At 57.0% G+C, this 19,398-nt stretch carries 21 protein-coding genes, 1 tRNA gene and 1 pseudogene; 22 read left to right on the forward strand and 1 reads right to left on the reverse strand.

Annotation, left to right across the window (positions count from 1 at the left end; all coding sequences use genetic code 11):
• The first annotated feature begins 26 nt into the window (after positions 1-26).
• The 22 genes and pseudogenes from ASD70_RS24255 (at position 27) to ASD70_RS24360 (ending at position 18,717) form a co-directional block, all read left to right on the forward strand.
• Positions 27-380 carry a ribbon-helix-helix domain-containing protein gene (locus tag ASD70_RS24255; protein ID WP_046069318.1) on the forward strand — a complete coding sequence of 118 codons (354 nt, stop codon included), beginning with the start codon at positions 27-29 and terminating at the stop codon, positions 378-380.
• A gap of 170 nt (positions 381-550) precedes the next feature.
• Complete coding sequence (locus ASD70_RS24260) at positions 551-772, forward strand: FmdB family zinc ribbon protein (RefSeq protein WP_003193872.1); 222 nt, start codon at positions 551-553, stop codon at positions 770-772.
• Between the two features lie 108 nt (positions 773-880).
• Complete coding sequence (aspS, locus tag ASD70_RS24265) at positions 881-2,656, forward strand: aspartate--tRNA ligase (protein WP_056847619.1); 1,776 nt, start codon at positions 881-883, stop codon at positions 2,654-2,656.
• 136 nt (positions 2,657-2,792) lie between these two features.
• Positions 2,793-3,539, forward strand: coding sequence for a YebC/PmpR family DNA-binding transcriptional regulator (locus ASD70_RS24270; RefSeq protein WP_043051417.1), 747 nt, complete (start codon positions 2,793-2,795; stop codon positions 3,537-3,539).
• A gap of 172 nt (positions 3,540-3,711) precedes the next feature.
• Complete coding sequence (ruvC, locus tag ASD70_RS24275; RefSeq protein WP_032862494.1) at positions 3,712-4,236, forward strand: crossover junction endodeoxyribonuclease RuvC; 525 nt, start codon at positions 3,712-3,714, stop codon at positions 4,234-4,236.
• Positions 4,237-4,304: 68 nt separating this feature from the next.
• Positions 4,305-4,916 carry a Holliday junction branch migration protein RuvA gene (ruvA, locus tag ASD70_RS24280; RefSeq protein WP_046069316.1) on the forward strand — a complete coding sequence of 204 codons (612 nt, stop codon included), beginning with the start codon at positions 4,305-4,307 and terminating at the stop codon, positions 4,914-4,916.
• On the forward strand, positions 4,917-5,975 hold the full coding sequence (gene ruvB, locus ASD70_RS24285; RefSeq protein ID WP_017529216.1) for a Holliday junction branch migration DNA helicase RuvB: 1,059 nt from the start codon (positions 4,917-4,919) through the stop codon (positions 5,973-5,975).
• A 140-nt stretch (positions 5,976-6,115) separates the two neighbouring features.
• Positions 6,116-6,571 carry a tol-pal system-associated acyl-CoA thioesterase gene (ybgC, locus tag ASD70_RS24290; RefSeq protein ID WP_005790903.1) on the forward strand — a complete coding sequence of 152 codons (456 nt, stop codon included), beginning with the start codon at positions 6,116-6,118 and terminating at the stop codon, positions 6,569-6,571.
• A 1-nt stretch (position 6,572) separates the two neighbouring features.
• Positions 6,573-7,268 carry a protein TolQ gene (tolQ, locus tag ASD70_RS24295; RefSeq protein ID WP_043049112.1) on the forward strand — a complete coding sequence of 232 codons (696 nt, stop codon included), beginning with the start codon at positions 6,573-6,575 and terminating at the stop codon, positions 7,266-7,268.
• 23 nt (positions 7,269-7,291) lie between these two features.
• Positions 7,292-7,744 (forward strand): protein TolR, encoded by a 453-nt coding sequence (gene tolR, locus ASD70_RS24300; protein WP_161793227.1) that lies wholly within the window; start codon positions 7,292-7,294, stop codon positions 7,742-7,744.
• Positions 7,744-8,817 carry a cell envelope integrity protein TolA gene (tolA, locus tag ASD70_RS24305; RefSeq protein WP_003193863.1) on the forward strand — a complete coding sequence of 358 codons (1,074 nt, stop codon included), beginning with the start codon at positions 7,744-7,746 and terminating at the stop codon, positions 8,815-8,817. Before tolR ends, tolA begins: the two co-directional genes overlap by 1 nt.
• Before the next feature lie 17 nt (positions 8,818-8,834).
• Positions 8,835-10,115, forward strand: a complete 1,281-nt coding sequence (gene tolB / locus ASD70_RS24310; protein WP_034115766.1) for a Tol-Pal system beta propeller repeat protein TolB — start codon at positions 8,835-8,837, stop codon at positions 10,113-10,115.
• A gap of 55 nt (positions 10,116-10,170) precedes the next feature.
• Positions 10,171-10,671 carry a peptidoglycan-associated lipoprotein Pal gene (gene pal / locus ASD70_RS24315; RefSeq protein ID WP_003193861.1) on the forward strand — a complete coding sequence of 167 codons (501 nt, stop codon included), beginning with the start codon at positions 10,171-10,173 and terminating at the stop codon, positions 10,669-10,671.
• Positions 10,672-10,677: 6 nt separating this feature from the next.
• On the forward strand, positions 10,678-11,508 hold the full coding sequence (gene ybgF, locus ASD70_RS24320) for a tol-pal system protein YbgF (protein WP_046069314.1): 831 nt from the start codon (positions 10,678-10,680) through the stop codon (positions 11,506-11,508).
• Between the two features lie 165 nt (positions 11,509-11,673).
• Positions 11,674-12,321, forward strand: a complete 648-nt coding sequence (queE, locus tag ASD70_RS24325; protein WP_046069313.1) for a 7-carboxy-7-deazaguanine synthase QueE — start codon at positions 11,674-11,676, stop codon at positions 12,319-12,321.
• A 123-nt stretch (positions 12,322-12,444) separates the two neighbouring features.
• Positions 12,445-12,520, forward strand: a tRNA-Lys gene (locus ASD70_RS24330).
• A gap of 322 nt (positions 12,521-12,842) precedes the next feature.
• Positions 12,843-13,970, forward strand: coding sequence for a DUF418 domain-containing protein (locus ASD70_RS24335; protein ID WP_162252762.1), 1,128 nt, complete (start codon positions 12,843-12,845; stop codon positions 13,968-13,970).
• 73 nt (positions 13,971-14,043) lie between these two features.
• The gene (locus tag ASD70_RS24340; protein WP_046069311.1) at positions 14,044-14,541 is read left to right on the forward strand and encodes a GNAT family N-acetyltransferase; all 498 of its coding nucleotides are present in this window, start codon (positions 14,044-14,046) and stop codon (positions 14,539-14,541) included.
• Between the two features lie 117 nt (positions 14,542-14,658).
• Positions 14,659-16,260, forward strand: a pseudogene (locus ASD70_RS24345) (autotransporter outer membrane beta-barrel domain-containing protein); the annotation flags it as partial.
• 288 nt (positions 16,261-16,548) lie between these two features.
• Entirely contained in the window at positions 16,549-17,133 is a 585-nt protein-coding gene (locus tag ASD70_RS24350; protein WP_005790869.1) for a papain-like cysteine protease family protein, read from the forward strand.
• Between the two features lie 13 nt (positions 17,134-17,146).
• Positions 17,147-17,746, forward strand: coding sequence for a hypothetical protein (locus ASD70_RS24355; RefSeq protein ID WP_056847621.1), 600 nt, complete (start codon positions 17,147-17,149; stop codon positions 17,744-17,746).
• Between the two features lie 92 nt (positions 17,747-17,838).
• Positions 17,839-18,717 (forward strand): PoNe immunity protein domain-containing protein, encoded by an 879-nt coding sequence (locus tag ASD70_RS24360; RefSeq protein WP_056847622.1) that lies wholly within the window; start codon positions 17,839-17,841, stop codon positions 18,715-18,717.
• A 110-nt stretch (positions 18,718-18,827) separates the two neighbouring features.
• On the opposite strand, the gene ASD70_RS24365 is transcribed toward ASD70_RS24360, so the two are convergent.
• Positions 18,828-19,382 (reverse strand): hypothetical protein, encoded by a 555-nt coding sequence (locus ASD70_RS24365; RefSeq protein ID WP_056847623.1) that lies wholly within the window; start codon positions 19,380-19,382, stop codon positions 18,828-18,830.
• Positions 19,383-19,398 lie beyond the last annotated feature (16 nt).

Here is a 19,398-nt window from a genome sequence, read left to right on the forward strand (position 1 = left end):
CTGTTTGGCAAGGGAGTGTCAGGTGTATGTCATGTGGAATAGGTAAGGGAGTGATGGAAACCGGTGGTTTTCACAAGATAAAGATCGACCCCTTCGATAAGGGGTTCGATATGGGGATGGCCAAGCCATTGTCACGGTCGGTCAGGCTCAACGGGTTCTCTACCTGCCTGCGGCTTGAGCAGATCTATTGGAACATCCTGACGGAGATCGCCAGGATCAATACCTGCTCAGTCAGTGCCTTGTTGTCCTATGTCGATCGGGAAGTGCATTTGCGCTACGGAGGAGTGAAGAACTTCAGTGGGTTGGTGAGGGTGGTATGCGTGGTTCATGTACTCAAGGGCCGCGCCGCCGCCGCGTCTGCGGACACGCTTGCGCAATAGCCCGCTGGCTTCGGGGCCGGCCCTTCAACCTCGCGGGCCGGGCCAGGGGCAGAAAGCCGGCTGCGCTGCCTCGATTTACCAGATATAATCCCGCGCTTTGCTGCGCATGCCGGGCTTTATGCACAGGGCAGGGCGTGGCGCTGTAACGTTCTGATCGCCGAGACATCCCCATGCCCATGTACGACTATCAATGCGCTTCCTGTGGTCACCAGTTGGAAGCCATTCAGAAGATCAGCGCAGCGCCGCTGGTCGATTGCCCTGCCTGCCAGGCACCTGAGTTGAAGAAGATGTTGTCCATGCCGGGCTTCCGCCTGAGCGGCAGCGGCTGGTACGAGACCGATTTCAAGACCGGCGCCAAGAAGAACCTGGCGGGCGGCGACAAAGCAGACTGAGTTGAACTCTACGCGCAGGCTCCTGCATTATCCGTCCCCTGCTTTAATGTACGGTGACGAGGCAAGCCTGCCACCGAAATTCGAATTACGAGAAGTGAAACCACGACCATGATGCGCAGCCACTATTGCGGCCAACTGAACGAGACCCTGGAAGGTCAGGAAATCACCCTTTGCGGATGGGTTCACCGTCGCCGCGACCACGGCGGGGTAATCTTCCTCGATATCCGTGATCGTGATGGTCTGGCCCAGGTGGTGTTTGACCCGGACCGCGCCGAGAGCTTCGCCGCCGCCGACCGTGTGCGCAGCGAATACGTGGTGAAGATCACCGGCAAGGTACGCCTGCGTCCGGCCGGTGCCGTGAACAAGAACATGGCTTCCGGCGGCATCGAGGTGCTGGGCTACGAGCTGGAAGTGCTGAACGAATCGGAAACCCCGCCGTTCCCGCTCAACGAATACTCCGACGTGGGCGAAGAAACCCGCCTGCGCTACCGCTTCCTGGACCTGCGTCGTCCGGAAATGGCCGAGAAGCTGCGCCTGCGTTCGCGCATGACCACCAGCATTCGCCGTTTCCTGGATGAGAACGGCTTCCTCGATGTCGAGACGCCGATCCTCACCCGGGCTACCCCGGAAGGCGCACGTGACTACCTGGTGCCTAGCCGTACCCACGCGGGCAGCTTCTTTGCCTTGCCGCAATCGCCGCAGTTGTTCAAGCAGCTGCTGATGGTGGCCGGCTTCGACCGTTACTACCAGATCGCCAAGTGCTTCCGTGACGAAGACCTGCGTGCCGACCGCCAGCCTGAATTCACCCAGATCGACATCGAGACCAGTTTCCTCGATGAAAAAGAGATCATGGGCCTGACCGAGCAGATGATCCGCAACCTGTTCAGGGAAGTGCTGGACCTGGAGTTCGGCGAATTCCCGCACATGACCTTCGAAGAGGCCATGCGCCGCTACGGTTCCGACAAGCCAGACCTGCGTAACCCGCTGGAACTGGTGGACGTGGCCGACCAGCTCAAGGACGTCGACTTCAAGGTGTTCAGCGGCCCGGCCAACGACCCCAAATGCCGCATTGCAGCCCTGCGCGTGCCTGGCGGCGCGAGCATGCCGCGCAAGCAGATCGACGACTACACCAAGTTCGTCGGCATCTACGGTGCCAAGGGCCTGGCGTACATCAAGGTCAACGAGCGCGCCAACGGCGTTGACGGCCTGCAGTCTCCGATCGTGAAAAACATTCCTGAAGCCAACCTGAACACGATCCTTGATCGCGTCGGTGCGGTCGATGGCGACATCGTGTTCTTCGGTGCCGACAAGGCCAAGATCGTCAGCGAAGCCCTGGGCGCCCTGCGTATCAAGCTCGGTCACGACCTGAACCTGCTGACCTGCGAATGGGCACCGATGTGGGTCGTCGACTTCCCGATGTTCGAAGAGAACGACGACGGCAGCTTCAGCGCCTTGCACCACCCGTTCACCGCGCCTAAGTGCTCCCCGCAGGAGCTGGAAGCCAACCCGGCAGGCGCGCTGTCCCGTGCCTACGACATGGTGTTGAACGGTACCGAGCTGGGTGGCGGTTCGATCCGTATCCACCGCAAAGAGATGCAACAAGCGGTGTTCCGCCTGCTGGGCATCAACGAAGCGGAACAGGAAGAGAAGTTCGGCTTCCTGCTCGACGCCCTGAAGTACGGTGCACCGCCCCACGGTGGCTTGGCCTTCGGCCTGGACCGTCTGGTCATGCTGATGACCGGCGCCCAGTCGATCCGTGAAGTGATTGCGTTCCCGAAAACCCAGAGCGCTGCGGACGTCATGACCCAGGCTCCGGGTGTGGTGGATGCCAAGGCACTGCGCGAGCTGCACATTCGCCTGCGCGAGACGCCGAAGGCTGAGTAAGGCTGCGGCGTGAAAGCGCGATAAGGTTGTACGCAGTCAAAAAGGCGCATCTTCGGATGCGCCTTTGCGTTTAGAAAGAAGGAAGTCCTGCCTGGTGCGGGATTGATAAGGTTTCTAGAGAATTCGGAGTTGTGTTATGGCTGGCCATTCCAAGTGGGCGAACATCAAGCACCGCAAAGAGCGTCAGGATGCCAAGAAGGGCAAGATCTTCACCAAGTGGATTCGCGAACTGACCGTCGCTGCCCGCCAGGGTGGCGGTGATCCTGGCTCCAACCCGCGCCTGCGCCTGGCGCTGGACAAAGCCTTGGGCGCGAACATGAGCCGCGACATCATTGACCGCGCCGTGGCCCGTGGTGCTGGTGCGGCCGATACCGACGACATGGTCGAGTTGACCTACGAAGGCTACGGCCCAGGCGGCGTGGCGGTGATGGTCGAGTGCATGACCGACAACCGCAACCGGACCGCCGCAGCTGTACGCCATGCGTTCAGCAAGTGCGGTGGTAACCTCGGCACGGATGGTTCGGTCGCGTACCTGTTCGAACGCAAAGGGCAGATCACCTTCGCCCCCGGCACCGATGAAGACGCACTGATGGAAGCCGCAATGGAAGCGGACGCCGACGACGTGGTTACCAACGAAGACGGTTCCATCGACGTGTTTACCTCGTTCGCCAGCTTCTACGCCGTGCGTAATGCCCTGGAAGCCGCTGGTTTCAACGGCACCGATGCAGAAATCGTGATGCTGCCGACCACCAGTGCCGAACTGGACCTGGAGGGAGCGCAGAAGGTGTTGAAGATGCTGGATATGCTTGAAGACCTGGATGATGTGCAGAATGTCTACTCGAATGCCGACATCCCGGAATCGGTGGCTGAACAGCTAGGCTGAAGAACGATGTAGATCCCAATGTGGGAGGGGCTTGTGTGGGAGGGGGCTTGCTCCCGATGGCGGGGAGTCAGTCACAAATTTACTTACTGACACTCCCTCATCGGGGGCAAGCCCCCTCCCACATTAGAGTCTCTGTGTATCAAAAAATGTGTTTACCCCAACCGCAGGCGTTATGACTTTAATCCTAGGTATCGACCCCGGTTCGCGCATCACCGGTTTTGGCGTGGTGCAGCACACCCCGCGCGGCTGTATCTATGTGGCCTCGGGTTGCATCCGCACCGGCGCCGGCGAGTTGGCCGAGCGTTTGCAGATCGTCTATCGCGGCGTACGTGAAGTCATCCAGACTTACGGCCCGGTCACCATGGGCATCGAAAAGGTGTTCATGGCCAAGAACGCCGACTCTGCGTTGAAACTCGGCCAGGCCCGTGGCGCGGCGATCGTGGCGGGGGCCGAGGAGGGCATGGAGATCGCCGAATACACCGCGACCCAGGTCAAGCAGGCCGTCGTTGGCACTGGTGCAGCGAACAAGGAGCAGGTGCAGATGATGGTCATGCACATGCTCAAGCTCACTTCAAAACCGCAGATCGACGCCTCCGATGCCCTGGCCATCGCCATTTGCCATGCGCACACCCGCTCCAGCCTGTTGCCTCACGGCTTGGGCACCGCACGTAGTCGTGGCGGGCGGCTACGTCTCTGATAGCATCAGCGCATTCGTTATTTGCGGTCAGGCCCTGACCTGACCCTCAAGCCTTAAGGATCTGAACCGTGATTGGACGCTTGCGCGGCACCCTGGCTGAAAAACAGCCGCCGCACCTGATTCTGGATGTGAATGGATTGGGTTATGAGCTGGAAGTGCCCATGACCACCTTGTATCGGCTGCCGTCGGTCGGCGAGCCGATAACCCTGCACACGCATTTAGTGGTGCGTGAAGACGCGCAACTGCTCTATGGTTTCATCGGCAAGCGTGATCGCGATTTCTTCCGCGAGCTGATTCGCCTCAATGGCGTGGGGCCAAAACTAGCCCTGGCATTGATGTCGAGCCTGGAAGTGGATGAGCTGGTACGTGCCGTTTCCGCCCAGGACACCTCGGCCCTGACCAAGGTGCCGGGCGTGGGCAAGAAAACCGCCGAGCGCCTGCTGGTGGAACTCAAGGACCGCTTCAAGGCCTGGGAGGTGGTGCCGAACATGTTCGCCCTGGTACCGAACCAGCCGGATATGCCGGCAGGCCAGGTCGCGAGCGCCGAAAGCGATGCAGTCAGTGCGTTGATCTCCCTGGGCTACAAGCCCCAGGAAGCGAGCAAGGCGGTATCGGCCATCAAGGACAAGAACCTGAGCAGCGAAGACATGATCCGCCGAGCCCTGAAGGGAATGATTTAAGTGATTGAAGCTGATCGTCTGATCGCGGCCACCGGCCCGCGTGACCGTGAAGAAGTCCAGGACCGGGCCATCCGCCCCCTGAGCCTGGCCGACTACATCGGCCAGCCTACCGTGCGCGAGCAGATGGAGCTGTTCATCCAGGCTGCGCGCGGGCGTAGTGAATCCCTGGACCACACCTTGATCTTCGGCCCGCCGGGGTTGGGCAAGACCACCCTGGCCAATATCATCGCCCAGGAAATGGGCGTGTCGATCAAGTCCACCTCCGGCCCGGTGCTGGAGCGTCCTGGCGACCTGGCGGCGCTATTGACCAATCTTGAACCTCACGATGTGCTGTTTATCGACGAGATCCATCGATTGTCGCCGATTGTCGAGGAAGTACTGTACCCGGCGATGGAGGATTTCCAGCTCGACATCATGATTGGCGAAGGCCCGGCGGCCCGTTCGATCAAGCTGGATTTGCCACCGTTCACCCTGGTCGGGGCGACCACCCGCGCGGGCATGCTGACCAACCCGTTGCGAGACCGTTTCGGCATTGTTCAACGTCTAGAGTTCTATAGCACTGCCGACCTTGCGACCATCGTCAGCCGTTCGGCGAGCATCCTGGGCTTGCCCCTGGACCCGGAAGGCGCGTTTGAAATCGCCCGCCGCGCCCGCGGTACGCCACGGATTGCCAACCGCTTGCTGCGTCGGGTGCGCGACTTTGCCGAGGTGCGTGCCAAGGGCCATATCACCAAGGCGGTGGCGGACCTGGCATTGAACCTGCTGGACGTGGACGAACATGGCTTCGATCACCAGGACCGGCGCCTGCTCTTGACCATGATCGAGAAATTCGACGGTGGCCCGGTTGGCGTGGACAGCCTGGCCGCGGCCATCAGTGAAGAGCGCCATACCATCGAGGATGTGCTGGAGCCATATCTGATCCAGCAGGGCTACATCATGCGGACGCCGCGGGGCAGGGTGGTCACGCGCCACGCTTACCTGCACTTCGGGTTAAATATTCCGTCACGATTGGGGGAGATGCCTGCTGTAGACGAATTCCTCGATGCAGTGGACGATTAAAAAGGTCACGCCAGACGATTTATCTGAAGTTTGTGCTGTCCCAGTGTCTGGTGTCGTCATTCAGGCAGTGGAAAATGTTGTCAGGCATTGAAAAAACAGTTGCCCAGCCAATTGGCAACCTGAGGAGTAAGCACTAGAGTATGCGCGCGCAAAACGGGGATCAGTCGTTCGCACATCGCTGTCGCGTTTATTACGAGGACACCGATGCCGGCGGCATCGTGTATTACGTCAACTACCTCAAGTTCATGGAGCGGGCTCGCACCGAGCGGCTACGGGAGCTGGGCTTTGCCCAATCCACGCTGGCAGGGGAGGACCTGTTATTTGTCGTGCATTCCAGCGAGGCGCGTTACCACGCACCGGCGCGACTGGACGACGAGTTGCTGGTCAGCGCTGAAGTCATCGAATTGAACCGTGCCAGCCTGCGCTTCAAACAGCAGGTCAGGCGGGCTACGGATGCAACGCTGCTCTGCGAGGGGCAGTTCCTGGTGGCGTGTGTGCGCACCAACAGCTTGAAACCTCGGGCCATTCCCGAAACTCTACGTGCGGCCTTTGCTGCCGTGAGCGGCGCGGGTCAACAATCAAAGCAGGAGATTTAGCGTGGAACCTACCGTCGTCGACCATTCCTCCATGTGGAGCCTGGTCAGCAATGCCAGTGTCGTGGTTCAACTGGTCATGCTGACCCTGGTAGCCGCATCGGTTACCTCTTGGGTCATGATTTTTCAGCGCAGCAATATGCTGCGCGCCGGTCGACGTGCCCTGGAGAGCTTTGAAGAGCGCTTCTGGTCGGGTATCGATCTGTCCAAGCTGTACCGCCAGGCCGGCAGCAACCCGGACCCGGATTCGGGTGTCGAGCAGATTTTCCGCGCCGGCTTCAAGGAATTCTCGCGTCTGCGCCAGCAGCCTGGGGTTGACCCGGAAGCCGTGATGGAAGGTGTGGCCCGTGCCATGCGCGTGGCCATCTCCCGTGAGGAAGAAAAGCTCGAGCAAGGCCTGCCGTACCTCGCCACCGTAGGTTCCGTCAGCCCGTATATCGGCCTGTTCGGTACCGTGTGGGGGATCATGAACTCCTTCCGCGGCCTGGCCCAGGCCCAGCAAGCCACACTGGCCACCGTGGCCCCGGGTATTGCCGAAGCCCTGATCGCCACCGCGATCGGCCTGTTCGCCGCGATCCCCGCAGTAATCGCCTACAACCGTTTTGCTGCAACCAGCGAAACCTTGATCGGCCGTTACTACACCTTCGCCGATGAATTCCAGGCGATCCTGCACCGTAAAGTGCACACCAGCGAAGAATAAGCAGGTAATTCCCAATGGCTTTAATCGCTCGAGCTCGCAAAAAGCGCAAGCCGGTCGCCGAGATGAACGTAGTGCCCTACATCGACGTGATGCTGGTGCTGCTGGTGATCTTCATGGTGACCGCGCCGATGCTCAACCAGGGCGTGAAGGTTGATCTGCCCAAGGTTTCCAGTGAAGCCTTGCCGCAGGACAACAACACTCAGGTCCTGACCATTTCGATCAAGGCTGACAAGACCTACTACTGGAACCTTGGCAGCGAAGTCGATACCCAGAAGCAGCAGGACAAGGCCCTGACCTTGCCGGCGATGACCGATGCGGTGACCAAGATCATTCGCTCCGGCAACGAAGGCGGCAAGCACACCCAGGTGTTCATCCGCGGCGACAAATCGGTCGACTACGGTTCCGTCATGGGCGCCATGGGCGGGCTGCAGAAGGCCGGCGTCGGTAACGTTGGCTTGATTACCGAGGCGCCCTGATGCAGCAACAGCGAGAGCCGTCCGCCTCGGAAAGCTACTTCTGGCCTGGCGTGTGGGCGATTGCCCTGCACGTGCTGGTGTTCGGCATGCTGTTCGTCAGCTTCGCCATGACCCCGGACCTGCCGCCAGCCAAGCCGATCGTGCAGGCGACCCTGTATCAGCTGAAATCGAAAAGCCAGGCCACCACCCAGACCAATCAGAAGATTGCGGGTGAGGCCCAGAAGTCGGCTGCGCGCCAGACTGAAGTCGAGCAGATGGAACAGAAGAAGGTCGAGCAGGAAGCGGTGAAGGCTGCTGCGGAACAAAAGAAAGAAGAGGCGGCTCAAAAGGCCGAGGAATCGAAAAAGGCTGACGAAGCCAAGAAAGCTGACGAGGCGAAAAAGGCTGATGAAGCCAAGAAAGCCGAGAAAGCTGCCGAAGCGAAAAAGGCCGAAGAGAAACAACTGGCTGATATAGCCAAGAAGAAATCTGAAGAAGAAGCCAAGAAGGCTGCCGAGGAAGAGGCCAAGAAGAAGGCCGCTGAAGAAGCCAAGAAAAAGATAGTCGAAGACGCGAAGAAGAAAGCCGCCGAAGACGCCAAGAAAAAAGCTGAAGCAGACGAGGCGAAAAAGAAAGTCGCCGACGAAGCGAAGAAGAAAGCTGCCGCCGACGCCTCCAAGAAGAAGGCCCAGGAAGCAGCACGCAAATCCGCCGAAGAGAAAAAGGCCCAGGCCCTGGCAGATTTGCTTTCCGACACGCCGCAGCGTCAGCAAGCCTTGGCCGATGAGCGTGGTGATGAAGTCGCGGGCAGTTTCGACGACCTGATTCGGGCGCGGGCAGCGGAAGGCTGGACACGTCCACCTTCGGCACGTAAAGGCATGACAGTAGTGCTGCAGATCGGCATGTTGCCGGACGGTACGGTGACTTCGGTCAGCGTGGCCAAGTCCAGTGGTGACGGTTCGTTCGACAGTTCGGCGGTTGCCGCGGTCAAGAATATTGGCCGGTTGACCGAGATGCAGGGAATGAAACCAAGTGACTTCGCTCCCTATCGTTCATTCAAGATGACATTCACACCTGAGGATCTAGCCTTGTGAGAAACCTTCTTCGAGGAATGCTTGTCGTTATTTGCTGTATGGCAGGGATAGCGGCGGCGGATGAAAAGAACATCCTGGTAACCAGCGGCAGCGATCGGGCCACCCCGATCGCCGTCGTACCCTTCGGTTGGCAGGGCGGCAGCGTGCTGCCGGACGACATGGCCCAGATCGTCAGCGACGACCTGCGTAACTCCGGTTACTACGCGCCGATTCCCAAAGGCAACATGATCAGCCAGCCCAACCAGGCCAGCGAAGTCGTGTTCCGTGACTGGAAAGCCGTGGGCGCGCAGTACCTGATGGTCGGCAACATCACGCCGGCCGGCGGTCGCCTGCAGATCCAGTACACCTTGTTCAACGTGGCTACCGAGCAGCAGGTCCTGACCGGCAGCGTATCGGGTACCGCCGAGCAACTGCGCGACATGGCCCACTACATCTCGGACCAGTCGTTTGAAAAACTCACCGGCATCAAGGGCGCTTTCTCGACACGCCTGCTGTATGTAACGGCTGAGCGTTTCTCGGTGGACAACACCCGCTACACCTTGCAACGCTCGGACTACGACGGTGCACGTGCAGTGACGTTGCTGCAGTCCCGTGAGCCGATCCTGTCGCCGCGCTTTGCGCCGGACGGCAAGCGTATCGCTTATGTATCGTTCGAACAGCGCCGTCCGCGTATCTTCGTCCAGCACATCGATACCGGCCGCCGTGAGCAGATCACCAACTTTGAAGGCCTCAACGGTGCCCCGGCCTGGTCGCCGGATGGTTCGCGCCTGGCTTTCGTACTGTCCAAGGACGGCAACCCGGATATCTACGTGATGAACATGGCCTCGCGCCAACTGAGTCGCGTGACCAGCGGCCCGGGTATCAACACCGAACCGTTCTGGGGTAAAGATGGTTCCACCATCTATTTCACCTCCGACCGTGGCGGCAAGCCTCAGGTCTACAAGGCAAACGTGAACGGTGGGGGTGCTGAGCGTGTGACCTTTATCGGTAACTACAACGCCAACCCTAAGCTTTCGGCCGATGAAAAGACGTTGGTGATGATTCACCGTCAGGATGGTTTCACTAATTTCCGGGTTGCGGCCCAGGATTTGCAGCGCGGAACCGTGAAAATCCTTACAGATACCAACCTTGATGAGTCAGCCACTGTTGCGCCCAACGGCACCATGGTAATCTACGCCACCCGCCAGCAGGGCCGGGGAGTCTTGATGCTCGTGTCCATTAACGGACGCGTAAGGCTCCCGCTTCCTACCGCACAAGGCGAAGTCAGAGAACCATCCTGGTCCCCTTACCTGAACTGACGCGGCGCTACAAAAAGAAGTACTTAACACACTGGGGTTCATTAGGAGTTTCACGATGGAAATGCTGAAGTTTGGTAAGTTTGCTGCTCTGGCTCTGGCTCTGTCCGTAGCCGTTGGTTGCTCCTCTAAAGGCGGCGACAATGCCGGTGAAGGCGCTGCTGTTGATCCAAACGCTGGTTACGGCGCTAACACTGGTGCAGTTGACGGCTCCCTGAGCGAAGAAGCTGCTCTGCGCGCTATCACCACTTTCTACTTCGAATACGACAGTTCGGACCTGAAGCCAGAAGCCATGCGCGCTCTGGACGTTCACGCCAAGGACCTGAAAGCTAACGGCGCTCGCGTTGTTCTGGAAGGTAACACTGACGCCCGTGGTACTCGTGAGTACAACATGGCACTGGGCGAGCGTCGTGCGAAAGCCGTTCAGCGCTACCTGGTACTGCAAGGTGTTGCTCCAGGCCAACTGGAACTGGTTTCCTACGGTAAAGAGCGTCCAGTTGCAACTGGCAACGACGAGCAGTCGTGGGCTCAGAACCGTCGCGTCGAACTGCGTAAGTAATTCGTCATGCGAACGTGCCGTCGTGCTCTAACTGTATTGGCTCTCAGCCTCGCACCGCTTGCGGTGTGGGCTGCGGTTCCTGTAACGGATAGCAACTCAGGCTATAACAATAGCGGGAGCAGTTATCCGCCAGCGGGTTATGGCACGAACGGCGCCTATGCTGGGGGAGCGGCTACGTCCGCTCCCTCGGCACAGGGCGAGCTGTTCAACCAACTGCAACGCATGCAGGATCAATTGTCGCAGCAACAAGGCGCCATTGAAGTGCTGCAGAATCAGGTGAACCAGCTCAAGCAAGAAGGCCTGGAGCGATACCAGGATCTTGATCGTCGTATTGGAGCCGGTGTTGCACCTGCCGCTACTCCTGATAATTCTTCTACCGGTGGCGCGCCAAGCGCTGCCGCCGGTGGCGCAGCAGCTGGGGCCGCCGCGGCTGCCCCTGCCGCCAGCAGCGAACCGGGTGATCCAGCGAAGGAAAAGCTGTATTACGATGCAGCCTTCGACCTGATCAAGGCCAAGGATTTCGATAAGGCCAGCCAGGCCTTTACCGCATTCCTGCGCAAGTACCCCAACAGCCAGTACGCGGGCAATGCCCAGTACTGGTTGGGCGAGGTCAACCTGGCAAAGGGCGATTTGCAGGGGGCAGGCCAGGCTTTTGCCAAGGTCAGCCAGTTGTACCCCAAGCACGCCAAGGTGCCGGATTCGCTGTACAAGCTTGCTGACGTAGAACGCCGCCTGGGTCATACCGACAAGGTCAAAGGCATTCTGCAACAGGTGGTTGCCCAATATCCGGGGACGTCCGCCGCCCAGTTGGCCCAGCGGGATCTGCAGCGCTTGTAAGCGCATCTTTCCCGTTGAGAAGAAACCCGCGCCTGGCGCGGGTTTTTTCGTTAGAATCCACGCCCTTTTATGAAATACGCTTCCTGGGGTTGGCGCGTTGGCGCAATCCCTTGAAGTGCCTGACGGAGGCGGACAGCCTGTTTAGCTGTTACGCCCGTGGCGACTATGCAAGACACATTACGTATTACCGAAGTCTTTTACTCGTTGCAGGGTGAAACGCGCACTGCCGGCCTGCCCACTGTATTTGTGCGGTTGACCGGCTGCCCATTGCGTTGCCAATACTGTGACAGCGCCTACGCCTTCAGTGGCGGCACTGTGCGCACCCTCGACGACATCCTGGAACAGGTTGCCAGTTACCGGCCGCGCTACGTCTGTGTGACGGGCGGTGAGCCGCTGGCGCAACCCAATGCCATTCCCTTGCTCAAGCAGTTGTGTGACGCCGGTTACGAGGTCTCACTGGAAACCAGTGGCGCCCTGGACATTTCCGCTGTTGATCCGCGTGTAAGCCGGGTGGTCGACCTCAAGACGCCAGGCTCCAAGGAAGCGCATCGCAACCTGTACGCAAACATGGACCTGCTGACGGCCAATGATCAGGTCAAGTTCGTGATCTGTTCCCGTGACGATTATGACTGGGCCAGCTCCAAGCTGATCCAATACGGCCTGGATCGTCGTGCGGGCGAGGTGCTGTTCTCGCCCAGCCACCACGACCTCAACGCTCGCGACCTGGCTGACTGGGTCGTGGCAGACAACCTGCCGGTGCGCCTGCAATTGCAGCTGCATAAGTACCTGTGGAACGACGAGCCGGGACGTTGATCAGGCGGCTGCGAGAGGCGTTCTACCGGCCGAATTACCGTTCAAATGCGTTTTTTCTGATTTATTTCAAATAAGGTGTTGAATAATCCTTAGAAATCAGTATTATACGCGCCACAACACAGCGGGTCGTTAGCTCAGTTGGTAGAGCAGTTGGCTTTTAACCAATTGGTCGTAGGTTCGAATCCCACACGACCCACCATTTTTGGCGGTTTAGAAAATCCGGAAGGCCCACGTAAGTGAGGATTTCCGGGTTTTTTTTTGCCTGTGAATTGAGGGCGAAGCTGCAAGTTTGCAGAAAAATCGCCGCGCATGTCTGATATGCAGCCGTCAGCGCTTCACATCATTTTTTTAAAGCCCACCGGTTTCCATTCCTGCGCGCTCGGTGACCATTCTAGCTGTCGCCGCGTGTAGCCCCTTACCCCTCTCTCCGATCTCACCATAAATCGCTTGACGAATTGAGCGACTGCTCAATATCATTGTTTTGAGCAGTCGCTCAATAAATTCACAAGACGATGACGACGATGAACAAGCCACTCAGGAACACGTCAGTTGACCTGATCCGTACCGCCGCCCTGATCGGTATCTGCGTAGTTAACCTGCCGTTTCTTGCGCTGCCGCCGGCGCAGGCAATCGGCATTCCCGATGCCCACGGTGACCGCGTCGCGGCGTTCTTGATCGAGTTCTTGTTCCAAGGGAAGTTTTTCCTGATTTTCTCATTCATTTTTGGCTGGGGCGTGCATATTCAAATCCAATCTGCGGCGAGGGCCGGTGTGCAATTCAAAGGGCGCTATTTCAGAAGGCTCATCGGTTTAGCGATCTTTGGCTGCCTGCATGCGGTTCTGGTTTTTCCCGGTGATATATTGTTGCTCTATGCATTTCTTGGATGTTTACTTTGGCCATTTCGGAACTGTGCACCTCGCACGCTTATAAGAACGGCGATGTCCATGGTCGGTTTAGAGCTTATAACCTTAGTTGTCCTGGCGGTTCTTCTTTCGATCTACCCGACTACACCTGTTAATCATGCGTTGGATTACAACTTTGTAGGATCCACGCTTACAAGGATTTCCGAATGGCCAGGAACGTTCGGTTTTCTAATTCTATTTCAAGGGCCATTAGCCTTTGGTGCAATCCTCTTGGGCCTGGCGGCTGCGAAAGCAGGTTTTTTTGAGCCTGGGAGTCGAGGGCAAAAACAACTCACGCGTATTACCCCTTTATTGCTGTTACAAGCAGTCCTGACAAATCTCGCTTTCGCGCTAGCGCCTAAAGAAGGTGATCTTGTAGAGCTAATGGGGCTTTTATCTTTCGCAGTAGGCGCTCCTTTAATGTCAGCTGTCTACATCAACGTGCTATTGCGATACAGCACATGGATAAACTTGCCAGATGTTCTGATTGCAGCAGGCCGAAACTCTCTCACTGCCTATGTCCTTCAAGGGCTCATTGCAGGTGTGGTTTTCGGTGGGTATGGGCTTGGCTTCTTCGGTGAGCTTGGCAATCTCGCGTTGATACCACTTGCTGTAGGCATAGCGCTCATCTCGATGACCCTCACTGGCTTGATAGCCAAGTATGCGGGCCAGGCCCCTTTAGAAAAAATTTTGCGGTTAATCACCTATGGCCCTCAGCGTAACGGGGGTAAAGAGCAGAGGGCCTGACCGATCTTTACAAATATAAGTTTTCTTTGATTTCGCTGAGCAATATTCAAATATTTAAATACTGGAGTACATCATGAATGATCTACCTACCCGAGATTCAAGTGTTTCCTTTCGCCGAATAACTTCTGCGACAGTGTGGGATGTATGCATGCTCAGTGAGACGCTTTCAGCGGCTCAGAGAAGTATGATTGCAGACAACGGCGCTTCGATTGCAGAAGCACACTTCTCTGAGAACGCTTGGTTTCGAGCAATCTACGCAGATGAAACCTTGATTGGTTTTATCATGCTGCATATTGGCGCCGATCACGATGAGGGCATTTATTACCCTGGCGTATTTCTTTGGCGTTTTATGATCGCTGGTCCCTATCAGAAAATGGGATATGGCAAGAAGGCAATCGAGCTTCTTACCTATGAGTTGAGCTATCGGGGCTTTAAGGAGATTCGCGTAGGATACGGAGTAGGAGAGGGCAGCCCAGAACCTTTTTATAAGCGCATGGGCTTTGAACTGACCGGGGGCACCTATGGTGACGATGAAGATGAACTTGAGGCGGTACTCAAGTTCGCAAGTTGATCCCTGAACATGAGGCCGGGTTTTTTTGCCTGGAGTCTGGCCTGCCCCACCGACGCGGTGCCAGCTGCGATCAGATGCTGATTGACGTTCAAGAGCAGCCTTAATTTGTCCATTTTTGAAACCACCACGGGCGCACTTCGCATCGAAAACAGTGGCCTGCTGTCTGTGAACGGCACAGATGCTTCCGTATTGTTTTTTATGCAGGCACCGTCGACTCCATCCTCAACACCGGCACCCTCAAAGCCAAAGGCACCAACGCCAAAGCGGTCGATCTCCTGAGCGCCACCTTCACCCAAAACAGCCACCGGCTCCCGTGGCATCATCAACCGCGGCACGATCACCGCCGATGGCACGGCGATTTCTGTCGACGCGGCTGAGCAAACCTCCGTCTTCGAAATCAACCAGCAAGCCGGTGAGATTCGCAGCAACGCCGGTATCGCCATCGACGCAGCCAGCCGCGCCGTCCTGAACTGGACCGGCGGCAAAATCGTCGGTGATGTGCTCGATGTCAGCGCGATGAACATCGCGGGCCAGGCTGATTTTTCCGGTAATCGCATCATCGCGCCGGTGTCTATCAACTCGGGTTCCTTGAACCTGACGGCCCCAGGCACCGTGCTTACGGGCGACCTCAACGTCGCCAGCGGTGCAGGCATTGATATGCGCCTGGCCAATAGCGTGGTACCGACCACGCCGTACCTGACTGTCAATGGTGCGGCAAATTTTGCCCAGGCATCGAAAGTGACCTTGAGCGCCAACCCAGGTGATTTCACCGCCGTGCCAAGCGGCACGGAGTACACCTTGTTGCAAGCCAGCAGTGTGCAGAACAACGGCCTGTCCAGTACCTCTTCGTTGCTGGATCTGCTCAGTTACTCGGCCGATCGCCTCTCGGGCCAGCGTGATAATCGTGAAGCCGTGGGTGTGTGGTTGCAAGGCTTGAGCAGCAACATGGATCAGGATGGCCACAGCGGCGATAACGGCTATTCGGCCAACAGCAGCGGCATGGCGGTGGGGGTGGATGGTCGGTTGAACGACAGCACCACGGTGGGTGTGGCTTACAGCTACCTCAATTCCAACATCCATTCGGACCTGGGCACCAAGACCGACGTGCAGGGCCATGCGCTGTCGTTGTACGGCAACTGGTCGCTGCAGAACTGGTTCGTCGACGGCAGCCTGAGCTATGGCCATAACGACAATGACAGCAAGCGTCGTGTGGCGGGCACTACCGCCAAGGGCAGCTACGACAGCAATGTGTTGTCGGCCAGCGTATTGGGCGGCTACAGCTTCAAGCTGTCGGATGCTGCCGTGATAGAGCCGAGAGTGGCGGCGCGTTATTCCAACGTGCGCATGGACAGCTTTACCGAGAAGGGCTCTTCAGCGGCGCTGAGCACCGGCTCGCAACGCTATGAAGTGGGCGAGTTGGGTGCGGGTGTGCGCTTGGCTGGCAACTTCCCGTTGGCCACTGGCAGCCTGCAACCGGAAGCGACCTTGATGGCTTATCACGACCTGATGGGCGACCGCGTGGCGCAAACCTCCAGTTTTATGCTGGGTGGTTCGGCGTTTACCGTCACTGGCGCTTCGGTCGCACGTGACAGTTACGAAGCCAGCCTGGGCCTGAATTATCAGGTGTCGGCGCTGACGGTGGGCGCCAGCTATACCCGCCAGGCGCGTAGCGGGTTTGATGCTGATGGCGTGATGGTCAAGGCGCGTTACGCGTTTTAGGGTTAAACGCAAACAGGGGCTCTTTGCGAGCCCCAGAAGAAAAGGGGACGGATTTATTTGGTTCCCCATTTTTGAGGCTCACCCCGCCAGACAAACCACACGCATTCATCAAAAATATGCGCCAATGCATTTGAATATTTGCGTATATGCATATTAACGCCTAGGGTTACCCCGAGCCAGATCGCAACGCCCCCATCAAATATGGGCCACCTTGAACGTCGAAAGCTCAGCAACACCGCTACGCGCTTACCAGCAGGACGCTGGTATTCATTCATGGAGGATTGAAAAATGTTATCCACTGAAACAACCCGACTCACCGGCGACACACCGCCCAATTGCCTGGTCGGCCATCTGCTCGATCCGCAACTGGTCGAAGTCAAAGCGGCTGCACAGCCCCAAGCAATGGCTGCCGCCAGTCTCAATTTCAGCATGCAGAGACAAACCCAGAGCAATTGGTGCTGGGCGGCGCTCTCTGCCTCGGTCGGCAACTACTATGGCACCGGGTCCTGGACCCAGTGCGGTGTAGCCAGCAGCGAGCTTGACCGCAACTGCTGCAACCAACCTGGACCGTGCAACGTCTACGGCTATCTGGATTCCGCCTTACGAACCACGCGCAGCTACAACGGCATGAATCAAGGCTCGTTGCAGATGTCGGCCATCCAGAACCAGATTAACAGGGGCCGCCCCATCGGTTTGCGTTGTGCCTGGTACGGTGGCGGTGCGCACTTTTTGGTGATCTATGGAACCAACGGCAACTACCTGTTGATCGCAGATTCGATCTACGGTTACTCGACCCGTGCGTTGAACGCGTTCCCCGGTTCGTACAACGGCGGCGGCAATTGGACCAACACTTACTTCACCGTAAAAAACTGAGGAGGGCAGCATCATGCAACTGATTTATCCAAAGGCGCCCTCAAACGGCGTACAGACACTGCGTCCGGCGTTGCAAGCCGCGCTGCAAACCCAGGGCCTGGGACGTAATCACTCATTCGCGGCCGCCGCACCGGGCAACATCAGGCTGAGCGAGGCCTATCGTGGGTACTCGCTCACCCTCGAGGATTTGACTCACGGTAAAGGCCTGAAAGACGCTGAGGTCGGCGATTGGCATTACTTGGTGTTTGCCGATGGTGTGACGATTGCGGATGCGCAATTGGCCGACCTAGGCGGGCATGTCGAGTTCGCTTCGCTCAACCATGGGCCCCTGGCTGCGGCGACGGTGGATGCGCTGAAAATGGCGGAACAGTCCGCGCAATTGCAAGGTAAAACCGTTGAGCTGCGAGTGCTGTTCATCTCGGCATTGCACGTTGTGGCAATCTGGCTGCACGCAGACAGCGAAGATGTGCTGATCCCGATTGAGCCGACCCCCAAGGAACTGGCGGTCACTCAGTTGTACAGTGAGGCGGCGCTGCTCATGCAGCTCAAACCGGCGGCTGATCAGGCCCGCAAGCGCTTCGACGCGGACACCAGTGGACTGTTGGGCAGTTGATCAACCCTTAGGTAATCACCGGACACTGTCCGGGTTTGCCTTGTAAATAAAGGCGCCGCCTGTAAAAAGGCGGCGTTGAATGGAGTTTTTCCATGATTCGTGCACCTTGGGGAAATAAGCAGTATTGGGATGATCATGAGGCAAAAGATCTGCAATGGATTGAGCGTGCCGGCAAGATTCTGTCGGAGCCTTCGGCTAATCCCGTATATAGAGCGCAATTTACGTTCGACTTTGCCAAAGATAATTTGCGCGCGGCTATACGGTGCTACTCGAGTGGTGGAAATATTACGACGATTGCAACATTCTTCCCCGGCGTCCTGGATGCATGGGAAATTTCCAACCGAGAGTCCGACAAAATATGCGCTGAAAATGATCTTAAGACTTGCCGAGACTGGACCTTCGAACTGACCGATTTAAACCATTACATCTATTGTTTCTGGTTGGTGGGGCTAGCGCTTGCTCTGGAAATTCCCGATGAGCAGTGGCTTCGATTGGTTGCGTTAATAGGTGATGGGGGGCAGGACATTCTGCTGGATCGGATCATTGCGTACCGCCAACCAGAGTGGGAAATTGGGGAGAAGCTGCTACACGCCAAGCCATATGCGAGACTGCTCAAGGCAATTGATGCGCAACAGGCGCAGCAAGCAACTCTACTGCTGGCGTTCGTGGAGCATTGGTATCCAGAGCTGAACCGGCGCGGTAAACAGCAACCGTGGTGGTACATTTATGGTGATCCGGTAATGCACCCACTTGAGATGGGAAGCTACTTCGGCCGCTGGTGTTTTGAGGCGGTCGCCGCCGTGAAAGTATTTGGGCTTGAGGACAGCGATTGCATTGGGCACGAGCACTATCCGGGTGATTTGCTACATCCCAATGAGAAAGTGATACCAACACCTAATTCAAGTGCCGAGTCTGGATGGTGGGGGCGGTTGCTGGGGCTGAAAAGCCGTAAAGACAGCAAAGGGCACTAGTATTGGTGTGGCAGTGGGAGAAGGGGATATGGTCTCCAATCCGAAATAGGCTTACACCTGTTTCGGGACTAAATATCCTTTTATCCGTCATCTTGCTATATGGCGTGAAGCTAGTGCTGTTTATTCTTTTTTATTAAAAGTCTCGGTATGTATAATAAAGAGAAGTATGAAATCAAGGTAATAAAGTAAATGATAAATAGCACGCCCGAAGAGAATGTTGCATATGTGAATATGTGTGTGCCAAACAATCGCCATTTCAAGTTGTGAGCCGCCAGATCATGCGGGTAAAAATAGCTCACGGACACGATCATATAGATAAAGCTCGATAAAACTATCAAGCCGAACAGATATTTGCTGATGGTCATGTTTGCATATTGATCAGCATCGATGATCATCCCCTTGCGGACCTTCAAGAAAAAGATCACCGCAAATATCGGTCCGAGCAAGCCAATGTAGTTTGTTATGACTGTGGAGCTGAAAGGGAAGTTAGACGACCAAAACCCTACCACGCCGAGCAGGTAGGTGTTTATGAAGCTTTCAATATTTGTATAGGGCGCGGATGTGGCCTTTGCAGGAAATAAAAAAGCTATGAAAAATATAGGTGCCATGGTCATTGCAATGAATAAATAGGGCAGAGGTATGCACTGTTTGATTGACTTGTTCATTGCTCGGAAATCCTGT

Origin of the sequence: Pseudomonas sp. Root569 (assembly GCF_001427465.1) — a bacterium.
Taxonomy (GTDB): domain Bacteria; phylum Pseudomonadota; class Gammaproteobacteria; order Pseudomonadales; family Pseudomonadaceae; genus Aquipseudomonas; species Aquipseudomonas synxantha.

Bases quoted from the DNA above. Each gene is read 5' to 3' on its own strand.
- ASD70_RS24255 (WP_046069318.1), top strand. From the start codon at position 27: ATGTCATGTGGAATAGGTAAGGGAGTGATGGAAACCGGTGGTTTTCAC.
- ASD70_RS24260 (WP_003193872.1), top strand. From the start codon at position 551: ATGCCCATGTACGACTATCAATGCGCTTCCTGTGGTCACCAGTTGGAA.
- aspS (WP_056847619.1), top strand. From the start codon at position 881: ATGATGCGCAGCCACTATTGCGGCCAACTGAACGAGACCCTGGAAGGT.
- ASD70_RS24270 (WP_043051417.1), top strand. From the start codon at position 2,793: ATGGCTGGCCATTCCAAGTGGGCGAACATCAAGCACCGCAAAGAGCGT.
- ruvC (WP_032862494.1), top strand. From the start codon at position 3,712: ATGACTTTAATCCTAGGTATCGACCCCGGTTCGCGCATCACCGGTTTT.
- ybgC (WP_005790903.1), top strand. From the start codon at position 6,116: ATGCGCGCGCAAAACGGGGATCAGTCGTTCGCACATCGCTGTCGCGTT.
- tolA (WP_003193863.1), top strand. From the start codon at position 7,744: ATGCAGCAACAGCGAGAGCCGTCCGCCTCGGAAAGCTACTTCTGGCCT.
- tolB (WP_034115766.1), top strand. From the start codon at position 8,835: ATGCTTGTCGTTATTTGCTGTATGGCAGGGATAGCGGCGGCGGATGAA.
- pal (WP_003193861.1), top strand. From the start codon at position 10,171: ATGGAAATGCTGAAGTTTGGTAAGTTTGCTGCTCTGGCTCTGGCTCTG.
- ybgF (WP_046069314.1), top strand. From the start codon at position 10,678: ATGCGAACGTGCCGTCGTGCTCTAACTGTATTGGCTCTCAGCCTCGCA.
- queE (WP_046069313.1), top strand. From the start codon at position 11,674: ATGCAAGACACATTACGTATTACCGAAGTCTTTTACTCGTTGCAGGGT.
- ASD70_RS24335 (WP_162252762.1), top strand. From the start codon at position 12,843: ATGAACAAGCCACTCAGGAACACGTCAGTTGACCTGATCCGTACCGCC.
- ASD70_RS24340 (WP_046069311.1), top strand. From the start codon at position 14,044: ATGAATGATCTACCTACCCGAGATTCAAGTGTTTCCTTTCGCCGAATA.
- ASD70_RS24350 (WP_005790869.1), top strand. From the start codon at position 16,549: ATGTTATCCACTGAAACAACCCGACTCACCGGCGACACACCGCCCAAT.
- ASD70_RS24355 (WP_056847621.1), top strand. From the start codon at position 17,147: ATGCAACTGATTTATCCAAAGGCGCCCTCAAACGGCGTACAGACACTG.
- ASD70_RS24360 (WP_056847622.1), top strand. From the start codon at position 17,839: ATGATTCGTGCACCTTGGGGAAATAAGCAGTATTGGGATGATCATGAG.
- ASD70_RS24365 (WP_056847623.1), bottom strand. From the start codon at position 19,382: ATGAACAAGTCAATCAAACAGTGCATACCTCTGCCCTATTTATTCATT.